Here is a 23,693-nt window from a genome sequence, read left to right as displayed (position 1 = left end):
TCAGGGTGATCGGGATCGACCCCTGTATCGAGGATGGCGACCGTGACCCCTTGACCCAATGACAGGTCCCAGGCCTCGAGAGCGCGGATCCTTGGCAGATGCCAAGCATCGTCGAACATGGGATCGTTGGCAGTCGTCTCCTCCACGGGAACCAACCAGTCCAGTTCGGCAAACTGGATCTGGGGGTTTCTGGAAAGAGCCTGAGCGACAGCCCGCTCATCCGCCGCCTCCGGCAGTTCAACGATGTGGAGGCCGATCTGGGAAAGTACCTGGGCCGAACGCCCTCCGTGTCCCTGCAGGATGGAAGACAATTGAGCGCCCGACAAGCCGGCCCGCGGCTGGACGAGCACCCGACCCCTGCGCCATTCCTGGGGCTGCGCCTGCAGGGTCAGGGCCAAGAAAAGAAAAGAGGCTGCAAAAAGCACCAGCTTCCGCTTCGGCGAACGATCCCGCAAACCTCGCCACAATCCGTCCAATGAGATGAATGGTTCCGTCATCGATCTGTCTCCTCAACTTGCCGGGAGCCTCGCCGAGCGGGCATCCCGCCAAACGATCCGAAAGAAATCAGAAACTCCTCGCCGATTGCTCGGAGATTCCTTTCCATTGTTCGTCAGCTAGCGGGAAATATTTGGTGATGACGGATACAGAGGAGATTTATTGGCAGCAGGCTATTCCTGCAGCAAGCGCTCGATATCGCGCTCGACTTGGGGGAGGGTGCCGCCGCCGACGTACTTGCTGACCAGGCGGCCCTGTCGGTCGATCAGGAAGCTGGAAGGGAGGGCGCTGACCTTGCCCAAGGGTGGGACATCGATGATGGTGTTGAAGAGGATGCGGGCCGGCGGGTCGGAACGGACCACGGGATAATTGATGTCGCCTCGCCGTTGCAGGAAAGGCTCAACCACCTCCCATCCGCGCTCGTCCACGTTCAGGCCCAGCACGGCTAGGTCATCCCGATATTTCTTCTGCAACCTGACCAGTTCGGGGATGGCGGCAATGCAGGGAGAGCACCAGGTGGCCCAGACATCGACCAGCACCACCTTGCCCTGCAAATCGGCCAGCCGGAATCGCTTCTGAGGCGACTGGAACGTCATCTCTCCCACCCGCGGACGCTGGGAAGGATCTGCAAAATCGACGGTCTCTTTGCCCTCGCCGATGCGCTCGGTCAACCGGTAGACGAAAAATCCTGCCACCAGCAGGATTACGAGCAGGGCCAGGACGACGATTCGCTTCATCACTCCCTACAGCATATCGGCTAAAGCCACCTGCGCAAAGCGCCGATCCCCTGCGCCTATGTGCATCGGCCAAGAGTTCTAAGCCACCCGTTACGTTATCCCACGCTTTCAGCGTTTGAAACCTTCGCTGTCCTGAACCCAGGGTGGCGCCGCCGTCTCGCTGGCGCTCGCCGGGGCTGACCCTGGGCTGGCGAATCGCTCGCCTTCAGCGAGCCCGGACTTGACTTTTAACACAGTCGCTGGGGTGGCGAATCTGTCCCTTTCAGAAGGGACCCGAAAGAGAGGCCCTGGCTCAGAATCGATGACCGACTGCCCTAGAAACCTCCCGTGCCGCCGCCGCCGCCTCCGCCGCCGCTGAAACCGCCTCCGCCGCTGAAACCGGAACTCCCGGAACTGCGCGGGGCCGAGGCCATGGCTGTGGCCGCTTGAGTCGACATGCGGCCGAGCCCTGAAGTGAAGCTGCTGGAGTTGAAGTGCACTCCGCTGGGACCCGAATACCACTCGGGAGCCTTCTCCAGCATGTCCTCGAAGGCCGCGGCCCACTGCTCATCCACACCTAAGGCGATGGCGTAGGGCAGGTACTTCTCGAACATCTCAGGGCCGGTGATCATGCGCTTGTAGCGGTCTGATTCCACCCGTTCCATAAACTCCTCGAATCCCAGGATCTCTTCCAGGGCCCGGCCTCCGGCCACGGTGCGGGCCGGCATCAGCCAACCGAAGACGGCTACGATAGCGGCAGACAAGACTCCGGGGATGAGGATGCTCAGCAGGGGCAGTCCCATGAAACCGGCGCCCGCCACCGGTATGGTCAGCACGGCCAAGACGCCGGCGCCCGCCAGGTAAAAGGCCCTGACACGGTCGGGACGGCGGGTGTAGTAGTGCTTGGAAATGAGCGAGGCAAAGATGTCCTTCTTGATGCCGGGCAGCTCCTTGTAGAACTTGTTCTTGAGGCTGGAAAGAGTTACCGAATCGCCTGACTTGAAGATCCCGTCCAGGACGGAGCGCTGGTGACTCTTCAGGCCGCCCCATTGAGAACGCTCTTTCAAGAGCCGGAAGCGGTAATCCCGCTCGGAAGAAAGCCCCAGCCATTTCTCCTTCTTGTATTCCTCGATGCGGATGAATCCGCGCACCGCCAGCTCCACCACCGTGGCCACGATGTCGCGCATGTCGGGCCGATGATCGGCCAGCGTCCCGACCTCGGCTGGGCTGAGGTCCTCCGGGGGCTGGTAGCGGGCCACCGTCGGACGCAACCGAGGATCGCGCCCCCGCTTCGACCACAGCAGGTACATGGCGGCGAAGACCAGGATAGGAACGATGAACAGCCAGTTGTTCCAGAGGAACTCAGCGGCCACGTCCACTGGCCCAGGACGGGTCACCAATCCCGGATTCCAGGCCACAGCCACCGTCAGGCCCTCGCGAATCCCCAGAGTACGGGTGGTCTGGGCCTCGACGACGTTTCCCCGGGCCGAGGTCTGCACCGCCTGTTCCCGCGAACCGTAGCCTCCCGTGAAAGCCGTCACCCTGATCCCGTCAGCGCCCGATGGAAGCGTAATGCGGGCCGACGCCGACTCGATCGGGATAGCGCTCTCGTCGCCGGTGACGTTCCAGTAAAGCTCGTCGTGCTCTTCGAAAAAGAGCAAAGCCTTGCTGACCCGGTAGCGGATCTTTACGGTCTTGACCGTGTCGCGCGCCCCCGGAATCCAGATTTGAAACTTCAGGTAATGCCTCTCGCGGAAGCTCTTGTGGCGGAGAGCGTTGCCCGAACCGTCGGTAACCTCCTGCAGATAGAACCAGAGGCGATAGTTGAAGCCCCGCGGGCTGCGGTATTGCACCGGGATGAAGCGGAAGATGCCGTTCCAGGAGCCGCTGAAGCGAGGCCGGAGGGTCTCGGTGACCACGATATCCCCGTCCGGTCTCACTTCGATGTCAGCATGAAAACTCTCCAAAGTCAGCGTGCGGGCGCTGAGAAGCGTCCCCTGCAGCAACAGCAGAAGCAGAACCGCCAAGATGAGCCGGATTATTCTCACCACCTGTTTGCCTACCATTGTCTTGCGCCTCCTGCCGGCTCACTGGCCTGATGGGAACTGCACCTGGGGAGCCTGGCTTTCCCCGCTGCCGATTCGGAAGAATTCGGCCTGCTTGAACCCCAGGGGCCGGGCAACCAGGTTATCCGGGAAAACCTCGATCCGCGTATTCAAGTCGCGCACCACGGCATTGTAGTAACGCCGGGCGTTCTGGATGGCCTCCTCGATCTTCTCGAGGCTGTCATGCAGTTGCCTGAAACTCTCGGCCGCCCGCAACTCGGGATAAGACTCGGCCAGCGCGAAGAGAGATTTCAGGGACTCGCCCAAGGCCGCCTCGGCCCTTGCCTTTTGGCCGGGCCCCCGGGCCGCCATGGCTCGATTTCGCGCCTCAACGACTTCGCGAAAAGTCTGGCGCTCATGGCCCGCGTAGCCTTTGACGGTTTCAACCAGGTTGGGAATGAGATCGTAGCGCCTTTTCAATTGAACGTCGATATCGGCCCAGGCGTTGCGGCTGAGCAATCTCAGGCGCACCAGCCGGTTGTAGGTCACGATGACCCACACCCCAGCAACTAAGGCGACAGCCAGTAAACCGAGTTCAAGCACTTTCCCGGCCTTCCCTGTAAAACGGACAAGAATCCGCCCGAACTATAGGTAGCCAGGGCATCACTGTCAATCGACGGCAATCCTGAATGAGGTGTGCAGGGGGTCCGGCGCGTTAGATCAAGAGGGAGGAGACGATGGCAGGTAGGGACTCTTATGACGTGATCGTGTTGGGCGGCGGAATCGGAGGGCTGACGGCGGCTGGGCTGCTGGCTAAAGCGGGACGCCGGGTGCTGGTGCTGGAAAGAGAGTCGCGCGCCGGAGGGCACGCCGCGGGGTACGACTGGAGAGGACGTCCTTTCGACCCTAATCTGCACATGATTATGGGCGGCGGCCCGAGCGACGGAGCGGGCCGGGGCGTGGTCACCGGAGTCCTCTCTCGACTGGGGGCGGCGGACGGCTGCCAGTTCGTGCGCAACGACCCCTTCTACCGGGTCCTCCTGCCCGGCTTCGACCTGACCGTATCGGGAGCGGGACGGCGCGCTTTCGTCGACTCCTACCGCCGGCATTTCCCCGCTCAAGCCGACTCGATTGAAGAATTGATGGCCGTCTGCTCCCGCATCAACCTCGATACCCTGCGCTTCCCCATCCAGCCCACCTTTTGGCAGAGAGCGCTGGCGCCGCTGCGCCATCGGGAGCTGGTCCGCAGCCTTCCCAGGACCCTGCTGGAGGCGCTCCATGGCCGCGGCATCAGAGACGAAGCCCTGTCGGCGCTGACGGTACTCTGGCTTTACCTGGGCCTTCCGCCCTCTCGCGCCAGCTTTCTGCTTTGGGCCGTGATGATGGGCGGAATGGTCGACGAAGGAGCCTTTTACAGCCTGGGCGGGTTCCGGCGCATGGCCCAGGCCTTCCAGCAGGGCGTGAAAAACCAGGGAGCGGAGGTCAGGACCGGAGCTGCGGCGACCCGCATCCTGGTGGACGGGGACGGGGTCGAGGGGGTTGAAACAACCGATGGAGAGACCTTTCGCGCTCCCGTAGTGATATCGAATATCGACGCCCGTGCCACCATGCAAGAACTGCTCGGACCGCGGCATCTTCCCCGTTCCTACCGCGAGCTAATCTCCGGCCTCGAAACATCGGTCTACTTGGTTTCGCTCTACACTGCCGTGCCCCGAGAACTGGTTCCTCCCCAGGCGGTCCACGAAAACCTGGTCTTCGCCAACTGGGACCACGAGGGCACCTGGAAGGAAGGCCTGGAAGGACGCATTTCGGGCGTAACGGTCACCATCCCCTCCATCTCCGACGATTCCTTGGTCAACGCCGACGAGCACCTGGTGGTGCTCAAATGGATGATCCCGCCCAATCCCGCGTCGGTCCCCGCCGAGGCCGCCGCAACGCTGGCGGCGCGGGCATCCGCCGTCATTCCGGGGCTGCCCGAGTACCTGGGAATGCGGCCCGATCAACCCCAGGGCGACCCCCAGCTTTACTCCATGAGGACGGTGGGCCCCATCTACGGCTGGGCCCAATCACCCCAGCAGTCCGGCCCTTACCGGCCTTCCAACATCACACCCGTCCGCGGACTCTACCTGTGCGGACACTGGTCCCAGCCGGGCGCCGGAATCCGCACGGTGGTCACCTCGGGAATGGCCGTCAGCCGCCTGGTCCTGGATGAGCGCACCTCCCAGGGCCTGATCGCCTAGTCTGAAACCGACGGCCCTGGCTCAGGTCTTATGACCGGCAGCACCAGGTGACTCTGAGGGGGGAGGCTCAGACCCCCAGCACCTCAGCCGCCCGCCGGAAGTCCTCGGGGCGGACGTAGATGATGTAGCCGAAGGAACCGCGGCCGTCAGCCACTCCGCTGGAGGCATAAACGTTGACGCGCGCTTCGTAAAGTTGAGCGTGGATGCGGGCCAGCGCGCCCAACTCGTCGTCGCCCTGCACCAGCAGCGCCGGATGGGGCCCGTCGATGGAGAGCCCGGCCTTCTTGGCCTCCGATTTCAACTTGAGCGTGTCTTCAGGAAAGAGCGTCATCTGGGTGCGGTCCGGGCCCACTGGCACGGCCGTCACAGCCGAAAGATTGACCCCCAAGTCCTTCAACAGAGACAGCAACCGATATGCCTCCCCTGGTTGATCCCTGACGCTCGTGAAAAAGTAATCGACTCGGCTGATGCGCGTGGACATGGCGGGGCCTCCTTCATTATTCCTGCTCCATATTCTACCTGTTCATTCTCAGTCTCCAAGCAAGGCATGGGTCAACTCTAGCGCGGGACGGACCGCCGAAAAAGCCCTCGCTTGAAGATATTTGGCTAAAGCAGGTCGACCATGCCCCATTAGTGCCGCTGAACAGCTGTTATTTTAAAGAAGCTTTATATACTTCATATTGCGTTGTGACAACATGATACTTGTTTCTTTGTAACTTTCTTGATATCATGCTGCACACGTAGAGACACCCAGAGATTCAGAACTTTGTCGACCGGCCTGAGGCGCTAGAGATGGACGTGCGAGTCAAAGAAGTTCTGGACGTAATCAGAACCTCGTTTCACAAACCGATCACCGTTAATCGCCTGGCTCGGCGGGTTAATCTCAGTTCGAGCCGCTTGTCCTCTCTCTTCAAAGAGGAACTGGGACAATCGATTAAGACGATTCAGAAAGATCAGCGGTTGACCTGCGCGGCTTCATTGCTGACCGGCGGCAACCTGCGCATATCGGAGATCGCTTATCAGGTGGGTTTTAACGATCTCTCCAACTTCTCTCGGGCCTTCAAGGCCCGCACCGGGCGCACGCCCAAGCAATACCGCCAGCGATTCCGAAGCAAGGCGCTGAGCCTGAGCAAGTACAACGGCAACGGCTACCGCTGCTCGGAGGTGGTGGTGGTCGACAGGAGCGGTCGACAGGTGGGCGTCTGCGACAAGATCGAGGCCCACCGGCGGGGACTGCTGCACCGGGCCTTTTCCATCTTCATCTTCAACTCCCAGGGCCAACTGCTGCTGCAGAGAAGAGCCCTCTCCAAGTATCACTCGCGGGGTCTATGGTCGAACAGTTGTTGCAGCCATCCGCGTCCTGGAGGGGTGTTGATCCGGGAGGCCCAGTTGAGATTGCTGGAGGAAATGGGCTTCACCTGCGCTCTCCGCGAGATGTTCACCTTCACCTATTCGGCCCAGGTAGAAGCGGGTTTGCGCGAGCATGAGGTAGACCATGTTCTGGCTGGACGCCACGATGGAGGGGCGGAACCCAATCCCCGCGAGGTGGCGGAATGGGCCTGGAAGGACGTGCGGACCCTGCGACAGGAAATCAGGGATCGGCCCAGCGACTATACCGCCTGGCTGAAGATATGTTTCGAGACGGCCATACGAAGCGCCGTCATACAGGGTATCCTTGACAAACGCCACTCCTTGGAGACGGAATGAACATCAGCTTTCGAGGTCGAGACCATGCTGACTGACTTGAGGTTCGCGGCCCGCAGTCTCTGGCGCCGCCCTTTGCTGACGGGAGCCGTAGGGTTGACTCTAGCCTTGGGCATCGGCGCCAATGCGGCGGTTTTCTCGCTCATCGACGCCTTGATGCTGCGTCCCTTTCCGGTCCCCGGAGTCGAGCGGCTGGTCATGATCTACGAGACGCTGCCCGCTTGGGGAGCGGACCGGATTCCAGTTGCCGTTCCTCGCTTTCTGGTCTGGCGCGAGCAAGAGGAAGTCTTCCAGCAAGTAGAAGCTCACTTGCCCTGGCAGGCCACCGTCACCGGCTTGCAGCAGTCCATTCGCGTGCAGGCGGCCAGCGCCACTCCGGGTTTCTTGGGACTGCTGGGGGCGCGGCCCGCTCTCGGGCGCCTGCTGACCCCGTCTGACCTTGACGATGGGGCAACCCCGGCGGCCGTCCTCAGCCATGCCTTTTGGATCCGCCACCTGAGCGCCGACCCCCAGATCGTCGGCGACACCATCAACCTGAATGGCCGCAGCTATGAAATCGCCGGAGTGGCTCAGCCCGGATTTGAATTCCCCCGCCAATGCGACATCTGGCTTCCCCTGCGTTTTTCCAGCGCTCAATTGACCCGGCGCGACGCGCGCGGATTGGGCGTGGCGGCGCGTCTGGCCGAGGGTGTCTCCCGCTCCCGGGCGCAAGCGGCTCTGGACGTGCTGGCGGCGGGTTGGGCCGAGGAATATCCGGAGAGCGACCGGGGACGCGGGGCCAAGGTTGTGGAGCTCAGTCAAGCCGTCGTCCATCCGGGGGCGCCGCCTTTCTTGTCCATTTTCCAGGCCGCCGTCGTGATTGTCCTGTTGGTGGCCTGCGTGAATGTGGCCGGGCTGTTGCTGGTTCGCGGCAGCGAGAGGGCTCAGGAACTGTCTTTGCGCCAGGCGCTGGGGGCCCGCCGGGGACGCCTTTTGCGCCAGTTGATGATCGAGAATGCGCTTTTGGCGCTGATCGGAGCCGCCTGGGCGCTGCCGCTGGCCTGGGCGGCCCTCGAAGTCCTGCGGCAGACCATTCCGCCCCGCATCCGCAGGTTCGTGGTGGGATGGGACCAAGTCGGGCTGGACTGGCGGACCGCCGCTTTTGCGGCAGCCGTGGGATTGGCGGCGGTAGTGGTCTTCGGACTGCTGCCCGCCATCTCCTCCTCGCGGGCCAGCTTTCGAGAGATTCTCAACCGCTCCACCCGCACCGCATCGCGCCGGATGAGCGGGCGGCGCCTGTTGGTGACGGCTGAGGTGGCGTTGACTTTGACTTTGCTTATCGCGGCCGGATTAGCCGTCCAGGGCACCCAGCGCATCGTTTCCCAGGACCAAGGTTACCGTCCTCAAGGGCTGCTGACGCTGCAGACCGAGCTGCCGGGCTGGAAGTACCGCCAGGAGGAGCAGCAGTCGCGCCTCTACCAGCAACTGTTGGACAGTCTCGCCGCCCTGCCTTCGGTTGAATTGGCGGCGGCGGTCAACTTCCTGCCGGCTTCCAACAGCGGCTGGACGCGGGCCTTCGAAGTCGAGGGAAATCCGCCTACTGACGCCCGCCGCTGGCCTACGGCTTCCTATCGGGTAGCGTCATCCGATTACTTCCGCACCTTGGACATCGATTTGATGGAGGGCAGGACGTTCCGTCCGGGGATGGAAGCAGAAGCGCGTCCGGTGGCCGTGGTCAGCGCCCGCATGGCCCAGACCGCTTGGCCCCAGGGAGATCCGCTGGGGAAGAGATTCCGGGTCCGCGACGGGGAGTGGCTGACGGTGATCGGAGTGGTGGGGGACGTGCGTCACTCCTGGGAGGAGACGACGCCCACGGCTACTTTCTACGTGCCCCTGCAACAGTCGCCCTCGGCTCAAATGTCACTCGCCTTGCGGGTGCGCAAGGACCCTCTGGAGGTGCTGCCGGCCGTGCGGACCAAATTCAGAGAGCTGGACTCCGACCTGCCCATCTTTCAAGCCCGCAGCCAAAGCACATCTCTATCCGAGCACATTTACCCCGTGTCGGCGGCAGCCGGACTGATGAGCGTTTTCGGCGCCATCGCTTTGCTGCTTTCGCTGGTGGGCATCTATGGCGTCATGGCCTACACCGTCTCCAGCCGCAGCCAGGAGTTCGGCATCCGCATGGCCCTGGGGGCTTCGGCCCGCAGCGTCCTGCGCTCGAGCCTGATCAGCGCCCTCAGCCTGGTCGTCGTGGGACTGGTCATCGGACTGCCCATGGCCTGGGGATTGGGAAGGCTGATGGAAAGCTACCTGTTCGGCATCGTCGAGCTGAACGCGGGCGCCTACCTGGCCTTTACGCTTTCCTTGGCCCTGGCGGCCTGGGTGGCGGCCTATATTCCCTCAAAGAGGATCCTCAAGGTCGATCCCAGCGAGGCGCTCAGGGCGGAATAGATGAAGCCTCACTCGGCGGAAGCCCGGGCGGCGGTCCACGGCGAGGCAACCTCCGCACGGGCCCGATCTCCAGCCAACCCCTCCAGCAGCCGGACGGCCTTGCGCCGTCCCTGGTAGGCGGACATTTCGCGGCTCATGGACTGGCAGGCCTCTTGGAAGCGCGGCTCTCGTCCCAGCCGGTGGAGAGCCTCCTTGAGGCCCTGGGGATTGAGCTGATCATCGGCCAGAGTCAGCGAAAGCCCCCTGCGGCGGCAGCATTCGGCCACGTCCGGCTGTTCGCTGCCGGAAGGGATTTGCAGGCTGGGGACTCCGGCTCGAAGGGCGCCCAAAGTCACGGTGGTGTTGGCGCTCGAAACCACGGTGCGGGAGCGGGCCAGTACCAGGTGCTGAGGCAGATGGGGCCGAACCAGGAAGTCCTGCGGGTAATCTCCCAGATCGAAATCCATGCGCGAGGCCGCCACCGCCGCCGTCAGTCCGCTCTTGCGCATGGCCTGTACGAATTCCTTCCAGAAACCGGGCAATCCGAAGACGCGCCCATGCTGGACATACACGCAGCGGCGATCACGGATGGCGCCCAGCCAATCCTCCAACTCGGAATCGCCCTCGATGGGAGGATGCCAAAGCAAGTCGCCGACCATGTGTACGTGCTCAGGCAGCCCCTGCGGATTTACTTCCAGGGCGGGCAGGCTTCGCAGCAGAAAGAGATCGCCCAAGAGGGGCGACGAGTGCGGCTGGGCGCTCTCGGGCGCAAGGGAGAAGGTGGCTCGGGCCTCGTTGAGAGTCTGCAACACGTCGCCGTGCCGCCAGGAGAGCCGGTGCTTGTACTCGGGCGAAAGGGCCTCATCGCCGCGCAGGTAGGGATACGGGTAGGTCATCAGCCCGATGATGGCCAGGGGAAGATCGTTCCTTCGAGAAGCGATCATCGGTCCCAAGGTCAACTGCTGACCGACCAGCACGTCGGGCTGAAAGCGTTTGACGGCATACTCGACATGGAGGATCTGCATGGCCACCGAAAGGGGATTCATCCACAGGGGGACTTCGAAACTCTCCCCGTCCTTGTCCCCTCGCGGAATCCGCTCGATTTCGGCCTTGCGGGCTTCTGACTCCAGGCTTCGTCCCGTCACCAGGGCGCACTGATGGCCACGTCTTTCCAGTGCCCGCGCCATTCCCAGAGCCGGGTAGAGGAAGCCATGACTGCTCAAGGATGCGAAAAGAAACCGCACTTGCGTTACCCCCTTTTGTAAGTTCAGGCCTTCTCCATTCCCCCTTGGGTCATCCAGCGCGCGCGTACCGTCTGGACCAGCGTCGTTGTCAGCCAACGGATGATCCGGTAGGTCAGCAGGGTCAGGGCCAGAGTCAGGTAGGTCGAAACCAGGATGGGCTGAATGTCCACCACCGGGGAGTCGCCCATCAGGTCGTTCCAGAACTTGAGGACGACCTCCGGATACTTGGCCAGATAGGCTCCCACCAGGGGCACGATGAAGGTCAGGAAATAGACCCAGGCGGCCACCGCCATGGCCGAGTACAGAGAGATCCCCACCAGGACGTGGGGCGGCCAGGGCAAAGGCTTGACGGGCCGCGACCGCAGCCGGTTCCAGAGGTGAAGGGCGATGCGGCGGGTTTGGGCGCGCAGATTGGCGACTCCCAGGGCGTCCGCGATCATCCAGTAGCCGTCGAAACGCAGGATCGGGTTGAGCATGAAGAGGGCGCTGCCCAAAATGAGGATCCAGGCCACCCAAAGCGGTTCCCATCCCCACTGGAGATAGGCGAACAGCAGCAGCGACCCGCAGATGAGCTGGAAGTAGAGTCCCGACACGTCCACGATGACCCGTCTCAAGCGAGGCAGTTCCCAGCTAGAAGTCACGTCGCTGTAGAAGGCCGGAAAGATGAGAAAGAGAGTGAATCCGATCTCGCTGGGTTTGGCTCCGTAGCGGATGCTGGCCGAGGCGTGGCCGAATTCGTGGATCACCATGGTCAGCAGCAGAATCAGGAATCCCTTCCAGAAGTTGGAAGCGGTCATCGGAATCTCGAAGATCTGGTGGATACGGTAGGGCTGCACCGATCCCCAAAGGGCCGCCCCGATCAGCATCAGGCAGGCCAGGGCTACCAGCGGATGGAAGAGGAAGGTCAGGCGGGAAGAAATGGAGCGCACCACGGGAGCCGAAAGCAGCGGCAGGCGAAAAAGGAATCCGGGAGGCGCCACCTCCTTGTCCTCAATGGCCCGCAGTTGGCGGAAGACTTTGTCGGCTGCTTCCCGCACCTGGCTTTCTTCTACCTTGCTTCCCGAGGAGCGGCTCACCTCTTCGGCGATTTCAGCGTAGGTCTGCCCCGCCCGCAGTTTGCGCAGAAGCCGCACCACGTCTGGCGACACCGCTGCGTAGGCCCCGCTGCTGGTCTCCAGAAGCTGCTTGGGGCGGCTTTGCGAGTCGTGCAGCCTGATGGGCTCGTCCAATCCGCGGATTTGCGACAGGTCCAAACGAAGGTCCTTTCTTCCTTTCGGTGATCTCAGCCGGCGGCGGCGGCCGTTTGGCCCGCCTCGGTCGCCTGCTCGGGCTGTTGCTGAGCGAGGCTTCGCCAAGCCAGGGCCGCCTTCATGACGTAGGCCGTAGTGATCAGTTTGCTTTGATAGATGTCCACCAGTCTCTCTCCGCTTTCAAGCGGCCTGACGGTGACCAGAAAAGGACAGGCCGGCCATCGTCCTCTTCCGCACACCTGGCTCTCCAGAAAACCCCAGGCCCGCCAAGCCCGTCGGGCGTCCTCGCGGGTTCGCGAATGCTGGGGCGCCAGGCTCAAGCCGAGCAGGGCCAGGGCGGTGCTCAGTGCGTCGCTCTCTCCCCTTTCGCGGGTGGACCAGCCGCCGTCGTCGCGCTGGGACCGGCGCAAGAAGTCCGCCGAGGCCGCCAACGATGCCGAGGCCGGAGCGGCCACGTTCAGAAAACGCATGATGACGTAGGCCGCGTAATAGTGGTCGTCGTACCACTTGCTGTCCCAACTGCCGTCTTCTTTCTGCCGGCTCTCCATGTAGGCTGCGCCTTTTTCAATCGCCCAGCCGTATTTCTGCGGGTCATAGAGAAAAAGTGGATAGAGGATGTTGGCCATCACCTCGGGATCGGCGCCCGCCCAATAGTCTCCGCGAGCCAACTGGGCCTGCTTCTCTTGCAGAGGCGAGCGGCCGTCCGCGGGGATGATCCAGGTGTCGAACAATCCCTGCTCGTTCATGTTCTCTTCAAAGAGGACGCGCAGCGGTTCCCCGCAGAGCTCTTCGATGCGCCGGCGGGCTCCCGAACGCAGCAGCACCTGCAGGATCTGCCCCAGGGTATCGGCGTCGGGAGGCATGAAACGCCAGTCGGGAAAATAGGCCCACCCGCCGACTCCGTCGCGACGGCGCCGGCTGACGAGATAGCGGCGCTCGAAGTCCACTGCGTCGGCGAGTTGTCCCCCCAGCAGTTGATCGGCGTCGCACAAGGCATCGCAAAGAATGGCCCTTTGAAAGACGTCGCCCGACTGAATGGCCGAGTCCTCTCCCATGTGCTCCAGGGAGGACAGTTCAAAGTGGTGCACGATTTCTCCCAGGCCCCGTTTCCAGTGGTCGATGATGTAGCGCAGAGCCAGGTGCGCCAAGTGGTCCCAGCGGTTGTCGCTGGAAGGATACTCGACTTCCAGCGAAGGCCTGAGCCGGCTCTGGCGGATGTTGCTGTCGATAATGCGCTGGATGTCTTGCAGCAGGGCCGAGTAGTGGGCCTTCATCGTCTCCACCATCTCCTGCCATTGCAAGCCGGGTCCGTCCTTCAGTTCAGCCAGGGCCGCATCCAGGGAGTCGATGCCCTGCCCCAGGACGCGGGCGGCGTGGCCTTCGTAATAGATGCGGCGCGCCTGGCGCTCCAGCCACTCTTCACGTTCTTGTCCCTGCAAGCCGGCGGGAGGACCGTTGGGCAGCACCCGGCGGCTCATCAAGGTGGGAACGCCTTCGCGCAGGTCGTCCTTGATGTCTTCGAGATCGTCGAACACCTGGACGGCGAAGTTGAAGTGGTCGACCGCCCGAATCAGCGCCGGCAAGCGGGTTTCATCGCCGGCCAACTCGGACAGGCCGGCCGGCACGATACGCGCGGGGGCGTTTTTTCCGATCATCAGCCGCTTGGCCAAGTCTTCGCTGTATTCGCTCCAGGGCCGCTCTCCCCAGGCGAAACGGGCCTCCTCCAGGGAGGAGTTGATCAGTTCGCTGTCGTAAGCCAGGTAGCGGGGCCAAAAGGCCGAATCCTCCGGGAAGAGACGGCGCAAGAGTCCTACCGCTTCAAAACGCATGGCCCGTCCGCGGAAGAGCATGACGGGCTGGCGGCGGCGCGAGAGAGAGCCGTCAGCCAGACGGTCCTCCAGGGTTATGGCACTGGCCAGCAGTCGGCAGGCCACGGCGAAATCTTCAAGCCGGTCGGCATCGATGTCGGGAAAAAGCTCCGCGAAAAGATACGGATAGCAGTCATAGATGGTAAGCGGAGCGTCCTTTCCTCCCTTCTGCAGGCTGGTGGCGGAGGGCCACCCCTGCTCGATGGCATCGATTCTCCGGCGAACCTTGCGCCCTGCCGAGGAGAGCGAAGGCGAAAGAGCGATTTGAGTCATAGGCCTCCGGCAGTGGAGAATCAACCGGCGAGGGGCCGTGCCCGGCCTGCATCCGCTTGGGGCGGTAACTCGCAGTAGCTGCCCTGGCGGTTGTCCGGCAGGGCCCAGCCGCTCTCACCGGAAAAGAGTGAATTGCGGGACTTAGAGCCCGACGTCGATTGGGACCTCGGTGTGCGTACAGCACGCCAGGTTGGGGCAATCGCCACCGCAATTCGAGCCGCAATAGAGACCCGCCTCGGCGGCCGCTACGGCCATCTCAAGGCGACGCTCGATCTCCTCAATCCCCATTTCATCGAGGTTGAGGGGCTCAAGTTCTTGGTTTTGGTCTTTCTTCATAGGGCTGTCTCCTTTGAGGTTTGGGTTAGCGGGAGAATGCGGCTACGCAGCCGCGGGCGCTCTCAGGCGCGTCTGGCCGAAGCCATCAAATCTCGGGCTGGATCACGGTGTGGGTGCAGCATTCGAGATTCGGGCAATCGCCACCGCAGTTGGAGCCGCAGTAGAGGCCGGCCTCGGCGGCCGCCACGGCCATCTCCAGACGGCGCTCGATCTCCTCGATCCCCATCTCATCGAGGTTGAGCGGCTCAAGTTCTTGGTTTTGGTCTTTCTTCATAGGATCTCCCTAGAGGCTGCCGAGAGGTCTGCGTCAAACGCCGCACACGCTCTCGAGTTGTGATGGCGGGGCTTGCTTCCGGTCGGCAAGTCCCAAGTAGGCTTCGGCCACCGCCTGTCGAAAGCGGGCGGCGAAGCCGTCACAGTAGTTGGTGAAATATTCCCCCCGGTTGCCCATGGCCAGGACGGCACAGCCCCCGCCGCAGTAAAGCGCGTAACGGCATTGGCGGCAGATCGGATTGGAGTCGACCGTGCGCCCTTTCCACATGCGGTCGGCGGCTTCGCACCACTCCACTTGGCCGCCCTCCTTGATGGAGGCGATACGGATATTGGCGTCCCCCGTCTTTTCCCAGCAGGCGTAGACGTCGCCTTTTGGGTCGAACACATACATGCCCGCGTGGGCGCCGCAATAGGCCGACTTGAACATGGCGAAGGGATCGCTGCGTTCATGCAGCACCTTGGCCACCTTCTGCTGTATCCCGTCGTCGGGCCTGGCGATCAGCCGCATGTTGGGATGCTCGCCCCGCATCCGCGTCAGCGCCTTGGCCAGTCCCCAGGAAGTGAGCGTGCGGCTGTGGTCGGTCTTGCCGTTGGTGGGGTGAATGGGAGCCGAGTAGCAACTGAAGCCAGGCCGGGCGTCCCATCCCCGCTGCACGAAGTAGTCGGTCAGTTCCGGCAACTGCTTGATGTTGTCGCGGTCGATGTTGAGGCGGACGGCGATGCTGGCCCCCTGCTCGAGGGCCATATCGATATTGTCCGATATGCGCTGGAAGGAACCGCTTCCGTCCTCGTAGATCCGCCTCTTGTCGTGCTCCTGCGGCGTTCCGTCCAAGGTCACCTGTATCCAGTGGATGCCTCCCGGGCCCAGCAGGTCCTGATAGGCGTCCAGTTCAGTAGCGTTGCTGACAGCTTTGAAGTTGACCTGGCCCAGTTCACGAGCCTTGTTCATGACCCGCTCGACGGCCGGACGCAGGCGTTTGAGCAACGGTTCGCCGCCGAAGAAGGTGACCTCCCTCGGTTCGGGTTTGGTGACGCCGTGGCGCTCTTCGATGCGCAGCCAGGACTGGACCATGTTGTCGGCTGTTTTCTCGTTCATGGCCACCAGCAAGTGGGAGTAGCCCGAGTCGGTGCGCATGTGGTCTTGAAAGCAATAAGGGCAGCGCAGGTTGCAGTCGTAGGTGGGCATGACGATGTAGACCAGCCGTCCCTTGAGGGTGTCCTGGTGATGCCGGTTGGCGACACGGGAGAAGAACTCCCGCTCCTCTTCCACCGTGCGGCGGGTCAGATAGCCGCGCTGCTCCAATTGCTGCAGTGTGGCGTCACTCGGCGGCTCGGGCGCCTCCTTAGGCTTGGGCGGCGGACTCCAGGCTCCGTAAAGAGGGGCAGGCGGAGGACCCGCCTCCAGCGAACGCAAGTAGGAGGCCACGCTGCTGGAAACCCGGTCGTAGGCCCCCGTGTATCCGTGCACCAGCAAGACGCGTTCCCGTTCGCCTGGAAGATCGGCATAGATCGTGTAGCTGCTTGTTCTCAGCATGTCGCTCCTACCTGAAATGGCCAAGCCGTCCAGACCTGCTAGCAAGCAATGCGGCACGTGCCTAGGCGACCAGGACCATCGGCGAAAATCTCTGGAGAAACTTCGTGTTTCTAATGGTTTAGACCAGATCCTGTCCAGCGTCAACATTATAAGTTTGGTAAATCGTACTATTTTTAGGTAATTCCTCTCAGCAGGGAGAATCGGCCTCTGCGGGCGGGGCCGAAGTTGTCTGTGTTAGAATTTTCGCCGTCGGGTGGCTGCAGCGCTTGGATCTTGTAAAGCGCTTCGTCGCAAGAGAACGATTCCCTATTTTGGAGGCGACTAAACCACCATGCCCGACCGCACCTCCCGCCTCTTCGCGTCAACCGACTTTTGGGTCGTGCTGGCCCTGGTCTTAGCCGCCCTTCCCATCACCGTTCCGGCGCTGGACAGCTTTTTTACCTTTGACGACCTGATGAATTTGAGCCGCTATGAGCGCGATCCCTGGGAGGCCGCTCAAGCCGCTTTGATCCTCTTCACTTCCAAGGCGCGTCCGCTGGGGGCCCTCTTTTATCTTCCCCTCTTCTGGCTCTTCGGCATGGATCCCTTCCCCTACTACCTGCTGGGAGCGGCGTTGGTGACCTTGAACCTGATTCTGCTCTACGGCCTGGTCAGGCGCTATGGAGGCAGTCCGGTGGCCGGGGCGACGGCCTGCCTCTTCGCCGCCTTCATGCCCCACGTCATCAACGTGCTCTACAACTTCGGAGCCATCTACGAGAGCGCCAGCCTGCTCTTCATCCTGGGGGCCCTGCACTGCTACAAGAGCTATCTGGAGAGCCGGCGGGCCGCTTGGTACGCCGCCATGCTGGCCTGCTTCTGGGCGGGTCTCAACAGCAAAGAGCTGGCGGTCGTGCTTCCGGTGCTGCTGTTGGCTTACGAACTCCTTTGGGGGACCTTGGCGAAGGACCTCAAAGAAAAGTCGCTGTGGCAGGCCTGCAGGCCTCTGCTGCTGCGCCTGGCTCCTTTGGGAGCGATATCGGTCCTCTACACGCTGGCCAAGACCCTGGGGCCCGAGGCCTATTGGAGGGACAATCCCCAGTACGTCTACCACTTCGGCTGGCTTCCGCTACGCAATCTGCGCATCTATCTCGAGATGTGGACCGGGCATGCCTTCACCATCAGCCACTTCGAAATCGGACTCCTGCTGCTGGCCGTCCTGGGACTGGCCTGGTGGCTGCGCAGCCGCCTGATGATCTTCGGACTGGTCTTCGCCTTTATGACGCTGCTGCCCATCCTGCCCTTGGACCGGAGATGGGCTCTGTTCCTCTACCTGCCGGGCAGCGGACTGGGGATGCTGCTGGGCGGACTGGCGGGCGGTTTGTGGGACAAGATCGAGCAGCGGCTGCCGCCGTGGGCCGACACCCGGCGCCGTCCGCTGGCCGGGGTCGCTGCGCCGGTGGCCGTGCTGGCCATCGGATTATTGGCAAGCTATCCCAGCGTCAATCGGGAAGCCGAGCACTTCATGGAGCACGTCCACAAGCCCGTCCATCAATTCGCCGCCTCTCTCTATCGGCAGGTTCCAGAGGCCGGCCCCCACGACATTTTCGGACTGGTCGACGTGCCCTTCGATCTGGACAGTCATGAATACTACATTCCCTACTTCCTGGTCCGGCTCGGATACGGGCACGAGCACATCAGCGTCTTTTACTTGCCCTCGAGCCTGGAGGCCTGGAAAGAACGCCTGCCTAAAGCCGAGCGCGTCCATGTGCTGCGCTGGACAGGCACCCAACTGGTAAAGGGAGACCGCGCCCGCTGGGGAGTCCCCGAAGAAGAGCCGGAAAGCGCCCGAGAGGAGAGGCGCTGAAGAGTTGCGCTTTGCAAGAAGCAAGGCTTCTGAGAATATTGACGGCATGAAGCGTCTATCCATCTTGCTGATCTGCCTGTCGTCCTTATTTGCCGCAACCTGCGCCCCGCGCCAGCAACCCGCCTCGGCCGAGATCCTGTGGGACAGTTACGGCATCCCTCACGTCTTCGCCGAAACCAACCGGGGGATGTTCAGAGCCTTCGGATGGGCCCAAATGCACAGCCACGGCGACTTGATCCTGCGCCTCTACGGCGAGTCGCGGGGCCGGGCCGCCGAATACTGGGGAGAGTCTCACCTCGATCACGACCGCTGGATCTGGACCAACGGCGTGCCCCAACGTTCGCAACAATGGCTGAGCCAGATCGATCCCGAGTTCGCGGGACTGCTGGAGGGTTTCGTGGAAGGCATGAACGCCTACTCCCAGCAACATTCCGAGCGCCTCGACGACCAACGCGAGGTTGTGCTTCCGCTGCGGGTCGAGGACGTCCTCAACCACATGCAGCGGACGCTTCACTTCACCTTCCTGGCATCGCCCCGCACCATCCAGGGCAGCGCCCGCCGCTGGCAGGAAGGCGGCTCCAACGGGTGGGTTGTGGGGCCCTCCCGCACCGCCAACCGCCACCCCCTCCTGCTGGCCAATCCGCATCTGCCCTGGAGCGACTTCTTTCTCTTCTACGAGGCCCATCTGGTCTCTCCCGCCAACAACACCTACGGAGTCACGCTGGTGGGACTGCCGGTGCTGGGCATCGCCTTCAACGACACCCTGGGCTGGACGCACACCGTCAACACCATCGACGCCGCCGACGTCTACGAACTGACGCTGAGCGAGGACGGCTATCTCTTCGACGGCGAAGTGCGCCCCTTCCAGCAGCGCAGCCACACCCTCAAGGTGCGGCGCCAGGACGGAACCGTGGAAGAAGAAGAGCTGACAGTCAAAGAGAGCGTCCACGGGCCCGTGGTGGCTGAGAAGGAAGGCAAGGCCTTGGCGCTGCGGGTGGCGGGGTTAGACCGCGCCGGCGTCACCCGGGCCTGGTGGGACCTGGGACGCACCCGTTCAATGCAGGAGTTCCAGAACGTCCTCAAACGCATGGAGCTGCCGCTTTTCACCGTTCTCTACGCCGACCGCGAAGGAAACATCATGCACTTTTTCGGCGGCACCACTCCCAGGCGCAAGGAGGGATACAACTGGGGCGGAATCGTGCCCGGCGACACCTCGGAAACCCTGTGGACCTCCATCCACGACTTCCTGGACATGCCCATCGTGGTCAATCCCCTCAGCGACTGGCTGCAAAACGCCAACGATCCTCCCTGGAACACCACCGTCGACTCTCCTCTCTACCCCGCAGCCTATCCCGACTATCTGGCGCCGCAATTCATGCATTTCCGGGCTCAGCAGTCGTTCCAACTGTTGCAGGAGGGCGGCCAGTTGACCATGGACGACATGATCCGTCTCAAGCATTCGACGGAGATGGAAGCCGCCGTGCGCATCCGCGACGAACTGGTGGAGGCGGCCAGGAAGAACGGGGGCGAAACGGCCCGCCGGGCCGCCGAGGTGCTGGAGAACTGGGACCTGAATGCCGACAGCGAAAGCCGCGGCGGGGTGCTTTTCGAGGCTTTCTTTCGAGAAGCGGGCGGTCCCCGTCTCTATGCCCAGCCCTGGAAGCCCGAAGATCCGCTCTCCACGCCCAGCGGCTTGGCCGACCCCAAGGGAGCTGTGACAGCACTGGTGAAAGCCGCCGAGCGAGTGGAGAGCCAACACGGCAGCATGGACGTGGCCTGGGGAGAAGTCTACCGCCTCCAGCGCGACGGCATCGATCTGCCCGCCAACGGCGGTCCGGGAGCCCTGGGAATCTTTCGGGTCATCGGCTACGACGACGACAACGGAGACGGCCGGCCGGAAGCCCTGGTGGGCGATTCTTACGTGGCGGTGGTGGAATTCTCCGATCCGGTCAAGGCTCAGGCGGTTCTCAGCTACGGAAACGCCTCACAATCCGGCTCCCCCCACCGCACCGACCAACTGCAACTGGTCTCCCGCCAAACGATGCGTCCCGTGTGGTTGACCCGCGAGGAAATCGAGGCCAACCTCGAACGCAAGGAGACCCTCCCCTGAGGTCAGGAAAACTGGATCACGTTGCCGTCCGGATCGCGGAAGTAGGTGCGGCTCGAGCCAGCCGGATTGATGGGCTCCAGGCCCTTGGACCGGATGGCCTCCATGCGCTCCTGCAAGCTGCCGTGGGAACTGATGTCGAAGGACACGTGATCGACGCCGACCCGGTCGCTCTCGGACTGGCCCGTGGTGGTGCTTCCCTGCCCGAAAAGCGCGATCCAATCCTCTCCCACGGTCAAGAAAGCGCTGGAAGAGGACTGGCTGCGCACCGAGGCGTTGAGTACGTCCTGGTAGAACTTGAGCGAGCGTTCGACGTCTGAGACGCGGAAGGCCACGTGATCGAGTCCGGCGATCTTGATGGGACGGTCCTGAGGTGCTGCCGCCGCACCGGCTCCCGCCGTGGCCATCAGGGCCGTCAGCGTAGCTACAAAGTTGCGGCGCGAAAGCTTGCCTTTTTCAAAGTCGCAAACAAGGGTTTCGAGGTTGCGTGTCATAGTGCTCTCCTTGTGTCGGTGGTCGACTCCAGGCTAGCAAATCCACACGCAAAGCGCAGACGCGACTGAGGCAACTCCCAGGGTCCAACGGCCTCTACGCCCAAATTGGGAGTTGGTCTTTGGGAATTGGATGTTGCGAAAGCTAATGGTTGCTGGCGTGGAGAGCTTGCAGCAATTGCAGCTTGCGGTTGTAGCGCTCGATGTCGTCGCCGTCGGTGGCGTACTGGAGGGCGGTTTCCAGGGCTTTCACCACTTCGTTGCTCTCCCCCAACTGGGCGTGGACCTTGGCCAGGGCGAAGTAGAAGAGGTCTTCTTCTTTCTTGCGCTTGATGGCGTCCTGGAAGTGATCGTAGGCCTGGTGCAACTGTCCGGCTTCCAGGGCTTCCATCCCCAACTGGTAGTGGAAGTAGGGATTGCGCTGACGGAACTTATCCACCTTTTCGAGATACTCGGCCGCCAACTCGTCCTCGCCCTGGCGCTCATAAAGGCGGGCCAGGTTGTGCATGACGGTGGAGTTTCTCTTGTCGTATTCCAAAGCCGTCAAGTAGGCTTTCTCGGCCCTCTCATCGTCGCCGATACGGGAATAGGCGACTCCCAGGTTGCCCCACACAAATCCCGTCTGCCCATCCATCTCCAGCGCTTTTTTGAAGTACTTGATGGCGCTGTAGTAGTAGTCGCGCGACATCAATTCGGCGCCCATGTTGCTGTAGAAGTGGGCCAGTCCCCGCCGGTCGGAGATGACGCGTCCGCCGATGCGGTGGCGGGAAATGCTGGGGAAGAGGTCGGCCTCATAGGCCGATCCGGCGATGTAAGCCAGCACGTTGATGTGGCGCGAGAGGTAGATCATGTTGCCGCGCTTCTCCCAGGTGGGCACGATTTCAACTTCATGAAAGCGCACGTCCACGTCGAGATAGCGGGCCATGGCCAGGAACATGTTGGTGTAGGAGAGGCAGTTTCCGGAGCCCTTGTGGAAGGTTTCGCGGGCCGTGTGGCTGGCGCCCCACTCGTAATTGAAGCCCAGCGCGTCGCGGTTGAACACCACCTGGACCAACCGGCGCAACCGAGCCAAAGGCGGATCGGCCCGGTTGACCCTCTGGTCGACGAAGGCCTTCATCTCGTCGTCCAACTTGAGGATCTCTTCCGGCTCAACGATCTTGAAGGGCCGGGTGCGGTCGAACTCAGCGCCGGGAATCGTGTGGCGGTCAGTTCCGATCAGGATGGGGTCTTGGACCTGCGGCTCTTGAGACTTCGGCTGCTCTTGAGACTGCGGCTGCTCTTGGGACGGGGCGGGATCTTGGGCCGCCACAGGCACGGCGTAAAGTGTCACCAGCAGAGCCGCGGTTACCACAAACATAAGAATCTCCCCTTCCTCTTTGGCAGCATTGCAGAGCATCCTACCTACGCATGCACACCTCTTTTCTTTGACTTCTTTGCCACCCAATTGTTTCATAATCTGTTCTTTCGGCGCTACTCGGGGAACCGGTCGCGCTCTTCCCACAGACTGCCTTGTTCTCCAAGCCGGGAAGCTTTATGCTGTCGGCCGATGGCGCAACAATGCAGCAACTGCCGCTTCTGGCACCGAATCGCCCGCACGCGCATGGGAGCGCTGCAGGGCGAATGCCGCATTCATCCACCCGCGGTATATCCCGGCCCCGAGTTTCAGGCCGACCGCCTCACCCTTTGGCCGCGCACCGACGGCAGCGACTGGTGCGGAGAACATCAACCCAAGGCCCAAGGCAAACCGCGGGCCGAACCGGTTTAGTGACAAGCCACTGACATTCTCGAAGGACATTTCATTTATGCGAGGAATTCACTTTTGGATCATGGCTGCGGCTGCAGCTTTGCTGTTGAGCGCCTGCGGAGGCGGGGAGTCGGACGGCCAAGGGGGCCAGAGGCGCTTTGTCAGCATCGGCTCGGCACCTCCGGGAGGCGCCTTTTTCGTGGTGGGCAGCGCCGTGGCCGAAGTCCTCAACGCCAACGCCGCCGGCAATTGGGAGGTCAACAACGAGGCCACCAGCGGATCGCAGGAGAACATCCGGCGGCTGGACGCGGGAGACCTCGACCTGGCCGTCAGCAACGCCGCCATCACCTACTCCTCGCTGAAAGGAGGCCGCGACTGGGACAAAGCCTACGAGATGCGTTCCCTGATGACGCTGGCCCCCAACATCGCCCTCTTCATCACTTCGGCCGGCTCCTCGGTCCGCAGCGTTGAAGACCTCAAGGGCAAGCGCGTGGTGGTAGGTCCGCCGGGGGCGGGATTCGAGCACTTCCTGGCTCCCCTTTTGGAGGCCCACGGCGTGAGCTATGACGACTTCACGCCCCTTTACAACTCCCAGGCCGGGGCCGTCGACATGCTCTCCGACGGTTCGGCCTCCGCCGCCTTCCTGGGAGGCGCCGTGCCCACCGCCTCCATCACCCAGGCTTCCGCCTCGATGGACATCTACTTCGTCCCTTACGACGAAGAAGCCAAGCAGCGGGCCATCCGAGACTATCCCTTCTTCACCGCGGCCACCATTCCCGCCGCCACCTACCGCAATCAGGAAGAGCCTTTCCAGGGTCTCAACGTGGGGTCGATGCACCTGATCACGGCGGCCTCGGTTGACGAAGAACTCGTCTATCAGATCACCAAGACGCTCTATGAGAACCGTCAGCAGGTGGCGGAAAAGCACCCGGCCGGACGGGCCATCAACCCCGAAAACGTGGTGCGCAACGTAGGAACGCCCTTCCATCCGGGAGCCATCCGCTACTACCGCGAGATCGGCATCTGGCCGGAGGCTGAGGCCGAAGACCAATCCCAATCTGAAGACCGATAAGAGACCGTTTTTGCCGACCCGGCCAATGCCAAGGAGCGTATAAGGACCC

At 62.4% G+C, this 23,693-nt stretch carries 20 protein-coding genes; 7 read left to right on the top strand and 13 right to left on the bottom strand.

Annotation, left to right across the window (positions count from 1 at the left end):
• From VLU25_05595 to VLU25_05580, 4 genes are all read right to left on the bottom strand, one after another.
• A partial coding sequence (locus VLU25_05595) for a serine protease (GenBank protein ID HSR67396.1) occupies positions 1-497 on the bottom strand: 497 nt, incomplete at its 3' end.
• A 171-nt stretch (positions 498-668) separates the two neighbouring features.
• Positions 669-1,232 carry a TlpA disulfide reductase family protein gene (locus tag VLU25_05590; protein HSR67395.1) on the bottom strand — a complete coding sequence of 188 codons (564 nt, stop codon included), beginning with the start codon at positions 1,230-1,232 and terminating at the stop codon, positions 669-671.
• Between the two features lie 314 nt (positions 1,233-1,546).
• Positions 1,547-3,259 (bottom strand): DUF2207 domain-containing protein, encoded by a 1,713-nt coding sequence (locus VLU25_05585; protein HSR67394.1) that lies wholly within the window; start codon positions 3,257-3,259, stop codon positions 1,547-1,549.
• Positions 3,260-3,298: 39 nt separating this feature from the next.
• The gene (locus VLU25_05580; GenBank protein HSR67393.1) at positions 3,299-3,817 is read right to left on the bottom strand and encodes a LemA family protein; all 519 of its coding nucleotides are present in this window, start codon (positions 3,815-3,817) and stop codon (positions 3,299-3,301) included.
• A 176-nt stretch (positions 3,818-3,993) separates the two neighbouring features.
• On the opposite strand from VLU25_05580, the gene VLU25_05575 reads away from it, so the two are divergent.
• A complete protein-coding gene (locus VLU25_05575) occupies positions 3,994-5,496 on the top strand; it encodes an NAD(P)/FAD-dependent oxidoreductase (protein HSR67392.1) in 1,503 nt (500 codons plus the stop codon).
• A 67-nt stretch (positions 5,497-5,563) separates the two neighbouring features.
• On the opposite strand, the gene VLU25_05570 is transcribed toward VLU25_05575, so the two are convergent.
• Positions 5,564-5,977 (bottom strand): hypothetical protein, encoded by a 414-nt coding sequence (locus VLU25_05570; GenBank protein HSR67391.1) that lies wholly within the window; start codon positions 5,975-5,977, stop codon positions 5,564-5,566.
• A gap of 311 nt (positions 5,978-6,288) precedes the next feature.
• On the opposite strand from VLU25_05570, the gene idi reads away from it, so the two are divergent.
• Positions 6,289-7,203, top strand: a complete 915-nt coding sequence (gene idi / locus VLU25_05565) for an isopentenyl-diphosphate Delta-isomerase (protein ID HSR67390.1) — start codon at positions 6,289-6,291, stop codon at positions 7,201-7,203.
• A gap of 24 nt (positions 7,204-7,227) precedes the next feature.
• On the top strand, positions 7,228-9,630 hold the full coding sequence (locus VLU25_05560; GenBank protein HSR67389.1) for an ABC transporter permease: 2,403 nt from the start codon (positions 7,228-7,230) through the stop codon (positions 9,628-9,630).
• Between the two features lie 8 nt (positions 9,631-9,638).
• Here the strand turns inward: VLU25_05560 and VLU25_05555 are convergent, their stop codons facing one another.
• The 6 genes from VLU25_05555 to VLU25_05530 form a co-directional block, all read right to left on the bottom strand.
• Positions 9,639-10,853 carry a nucleotide disphospho-sugar-binding domain-containing protein gene (locus tag VLU25_05555; protein HSR67388.1) on the bottom strand — a complete coding sequence of 405 codons (1,215 nt, stop codon included), beginning with the start codon at positions 10,851-10,853 and terminating at the stop codon, positions 9,639-9,641.
• Between the two features lie 23 nt (positions 10,854-10,876).
• Entirely contained in the window at positions 10,877-12,106 is a 1,230-nt protein-coding gene (locus tag VLU25_05550; protein HSR67387.1) for a hypothetical protein, read from the bottom strand.
• Positions 12,107-12,135: 29 nt separating this feature from the next.
• Positions 12,136-14,244 (bottom strand): prenyltransferase/squalene oxidase repeat-containing protein, encoded by a 2,109-nt coding sequence (locus VLU25_05545; GenBank protein ID HSR67386.1) that lies wholly within the window; start codon positions 14,242-14,244, stop codon positions 12,136-12,138.
• A 141-nt stretch (positions 14,245-14,385) separates the two neighbouring features.
• Positions 14,386-14,580, bottom strand: coding sequence for a hypothetical protein (locus VLU25_05540; GenBank protein HSR67385.1), 195 nt, complete (start codon positions 14,578-14,580; stop codon positions 14,386-14,388).
• A gap of 85 nt (positions 14,581-14,665) precedes the next feature.
• Positions 14,666-14,854, bottom strand: coding sequence for a hypothetical protein (locus VLU25_05535; GenBank protein ID HSR67384.1), 189 nt, complete (start codon positions 14,852-14,854; stop codon positions 14,666-14,668).
• 33 nt (positions 14,855-14,887) lie between these two features.
• Complete coding sequence (locus VLU25_05530; protein ID HSR67383.1) at positions 14,888-16,387, bottom strand: radical SAM protein; 1,500 nt, start codon at positions 16,385-16,387, stop codon at positions 14,888-14,890.
• A 331-nt stretch (positions 16,388-16,718) separates the two neighbouring features.
• Between VLU25_05530 and VLU25_05525 the strand changes: the two genes are divergently transcribed.
• Positions 16,719-18,230 (top strand): glycosyltransferase family 39 protein, encoded by a 1,512-nt coding sequence (locus tag VLU25_05525; protein ID HSR67382.1) that lies wholly within the window; start codon positions 16,719-16,721, stop codon positions 18,228-18,230.
• Positions 18,231-18,276: 46 nt separating this feature from the next.
• Positions 18,277-20,340 (top strand): acylase, encoded by a 2,064-nt coding sequence (locus VLU25_05520; protein ID HSR67381.1) that lies wholly within the window; start codon positions 18,277-18,279, stop codon positions 20,338-20,340.
• A gap of 2 nt (positions 20,341-20,342) precedes the next feature.
• On the opposite strand, the gene VLU25_05515 is transcribed toward VLU25_05520, so the two are convergent.
• The gene (locus tag VLU25_05515; protein ID HSR67380.1) at positions 20,343-20,831 is read right to left on the bottom strand and encodes a VOC family protein; all 489 of its coding nucleotides are present in this window, start codon (positions 20,829-20,831) and stop codon (positions 20,343-20,345) included.
• Between the two features lie 142 nt (positions 20,832-20,973).
• Positions 20,974-22,185 carry a tetratricopeptide repeat protein gene (locus VLU25_05510; GenBank protein HSR67379.1) on the bottom strand — a complete coding sequence of 404 codons (1,212 nt, stop codon included), beginning with the start codon at positions 22,183-22,185 and terminating at the stop codon, positions 20,974-20,976.
• 189 nt (positions 22,186-22,374) lie between these two features.
• On the opposite strand from VLU25_05510, the gene VLU25_05505 reads away from it, so the two are divergent.
• Complete coding sequence (locus VLU25_05505) at positions 22,375-22,593, top strand: hypothetical protein (GenBank protein ID HSR67378.1); 219 nt, start codon at positions 22,375-22,377, stop codon at positions 22,591-22,593.
• A gap of 37 nt (positions 22,594-22,630) precedes the next feature.
• Positions 22,631-23,644 carry a TAXI family TRAP transporter solute-binding subunit gene (locus VLU25_05500; GenBank protein HSR67377.1) on the top strand — a complete coding sequence of 338 codons (1,014 nt, stop codon included), beginning with the start codon at positions 22,631-22,633 and terminating at the stop codon, positions 23,642-23,644.
• The last annotated feature ends 49 nt before the right edge of the window (positions 23,645-23,693 follow it).

The sequence above is a fragment of the Acidobacteriota bacterium genome, from assembly GCA_035471785.1.
Classification (GTDB): Bacteria; Acidobacteriota; UBA6911; order RPQK01; family DATIPO01; genus JANQFM01.
Note: the sequence above shows the minus strand (reverse complement) of the source record. Positions and strands in the feature narration are given on the sequence as shown.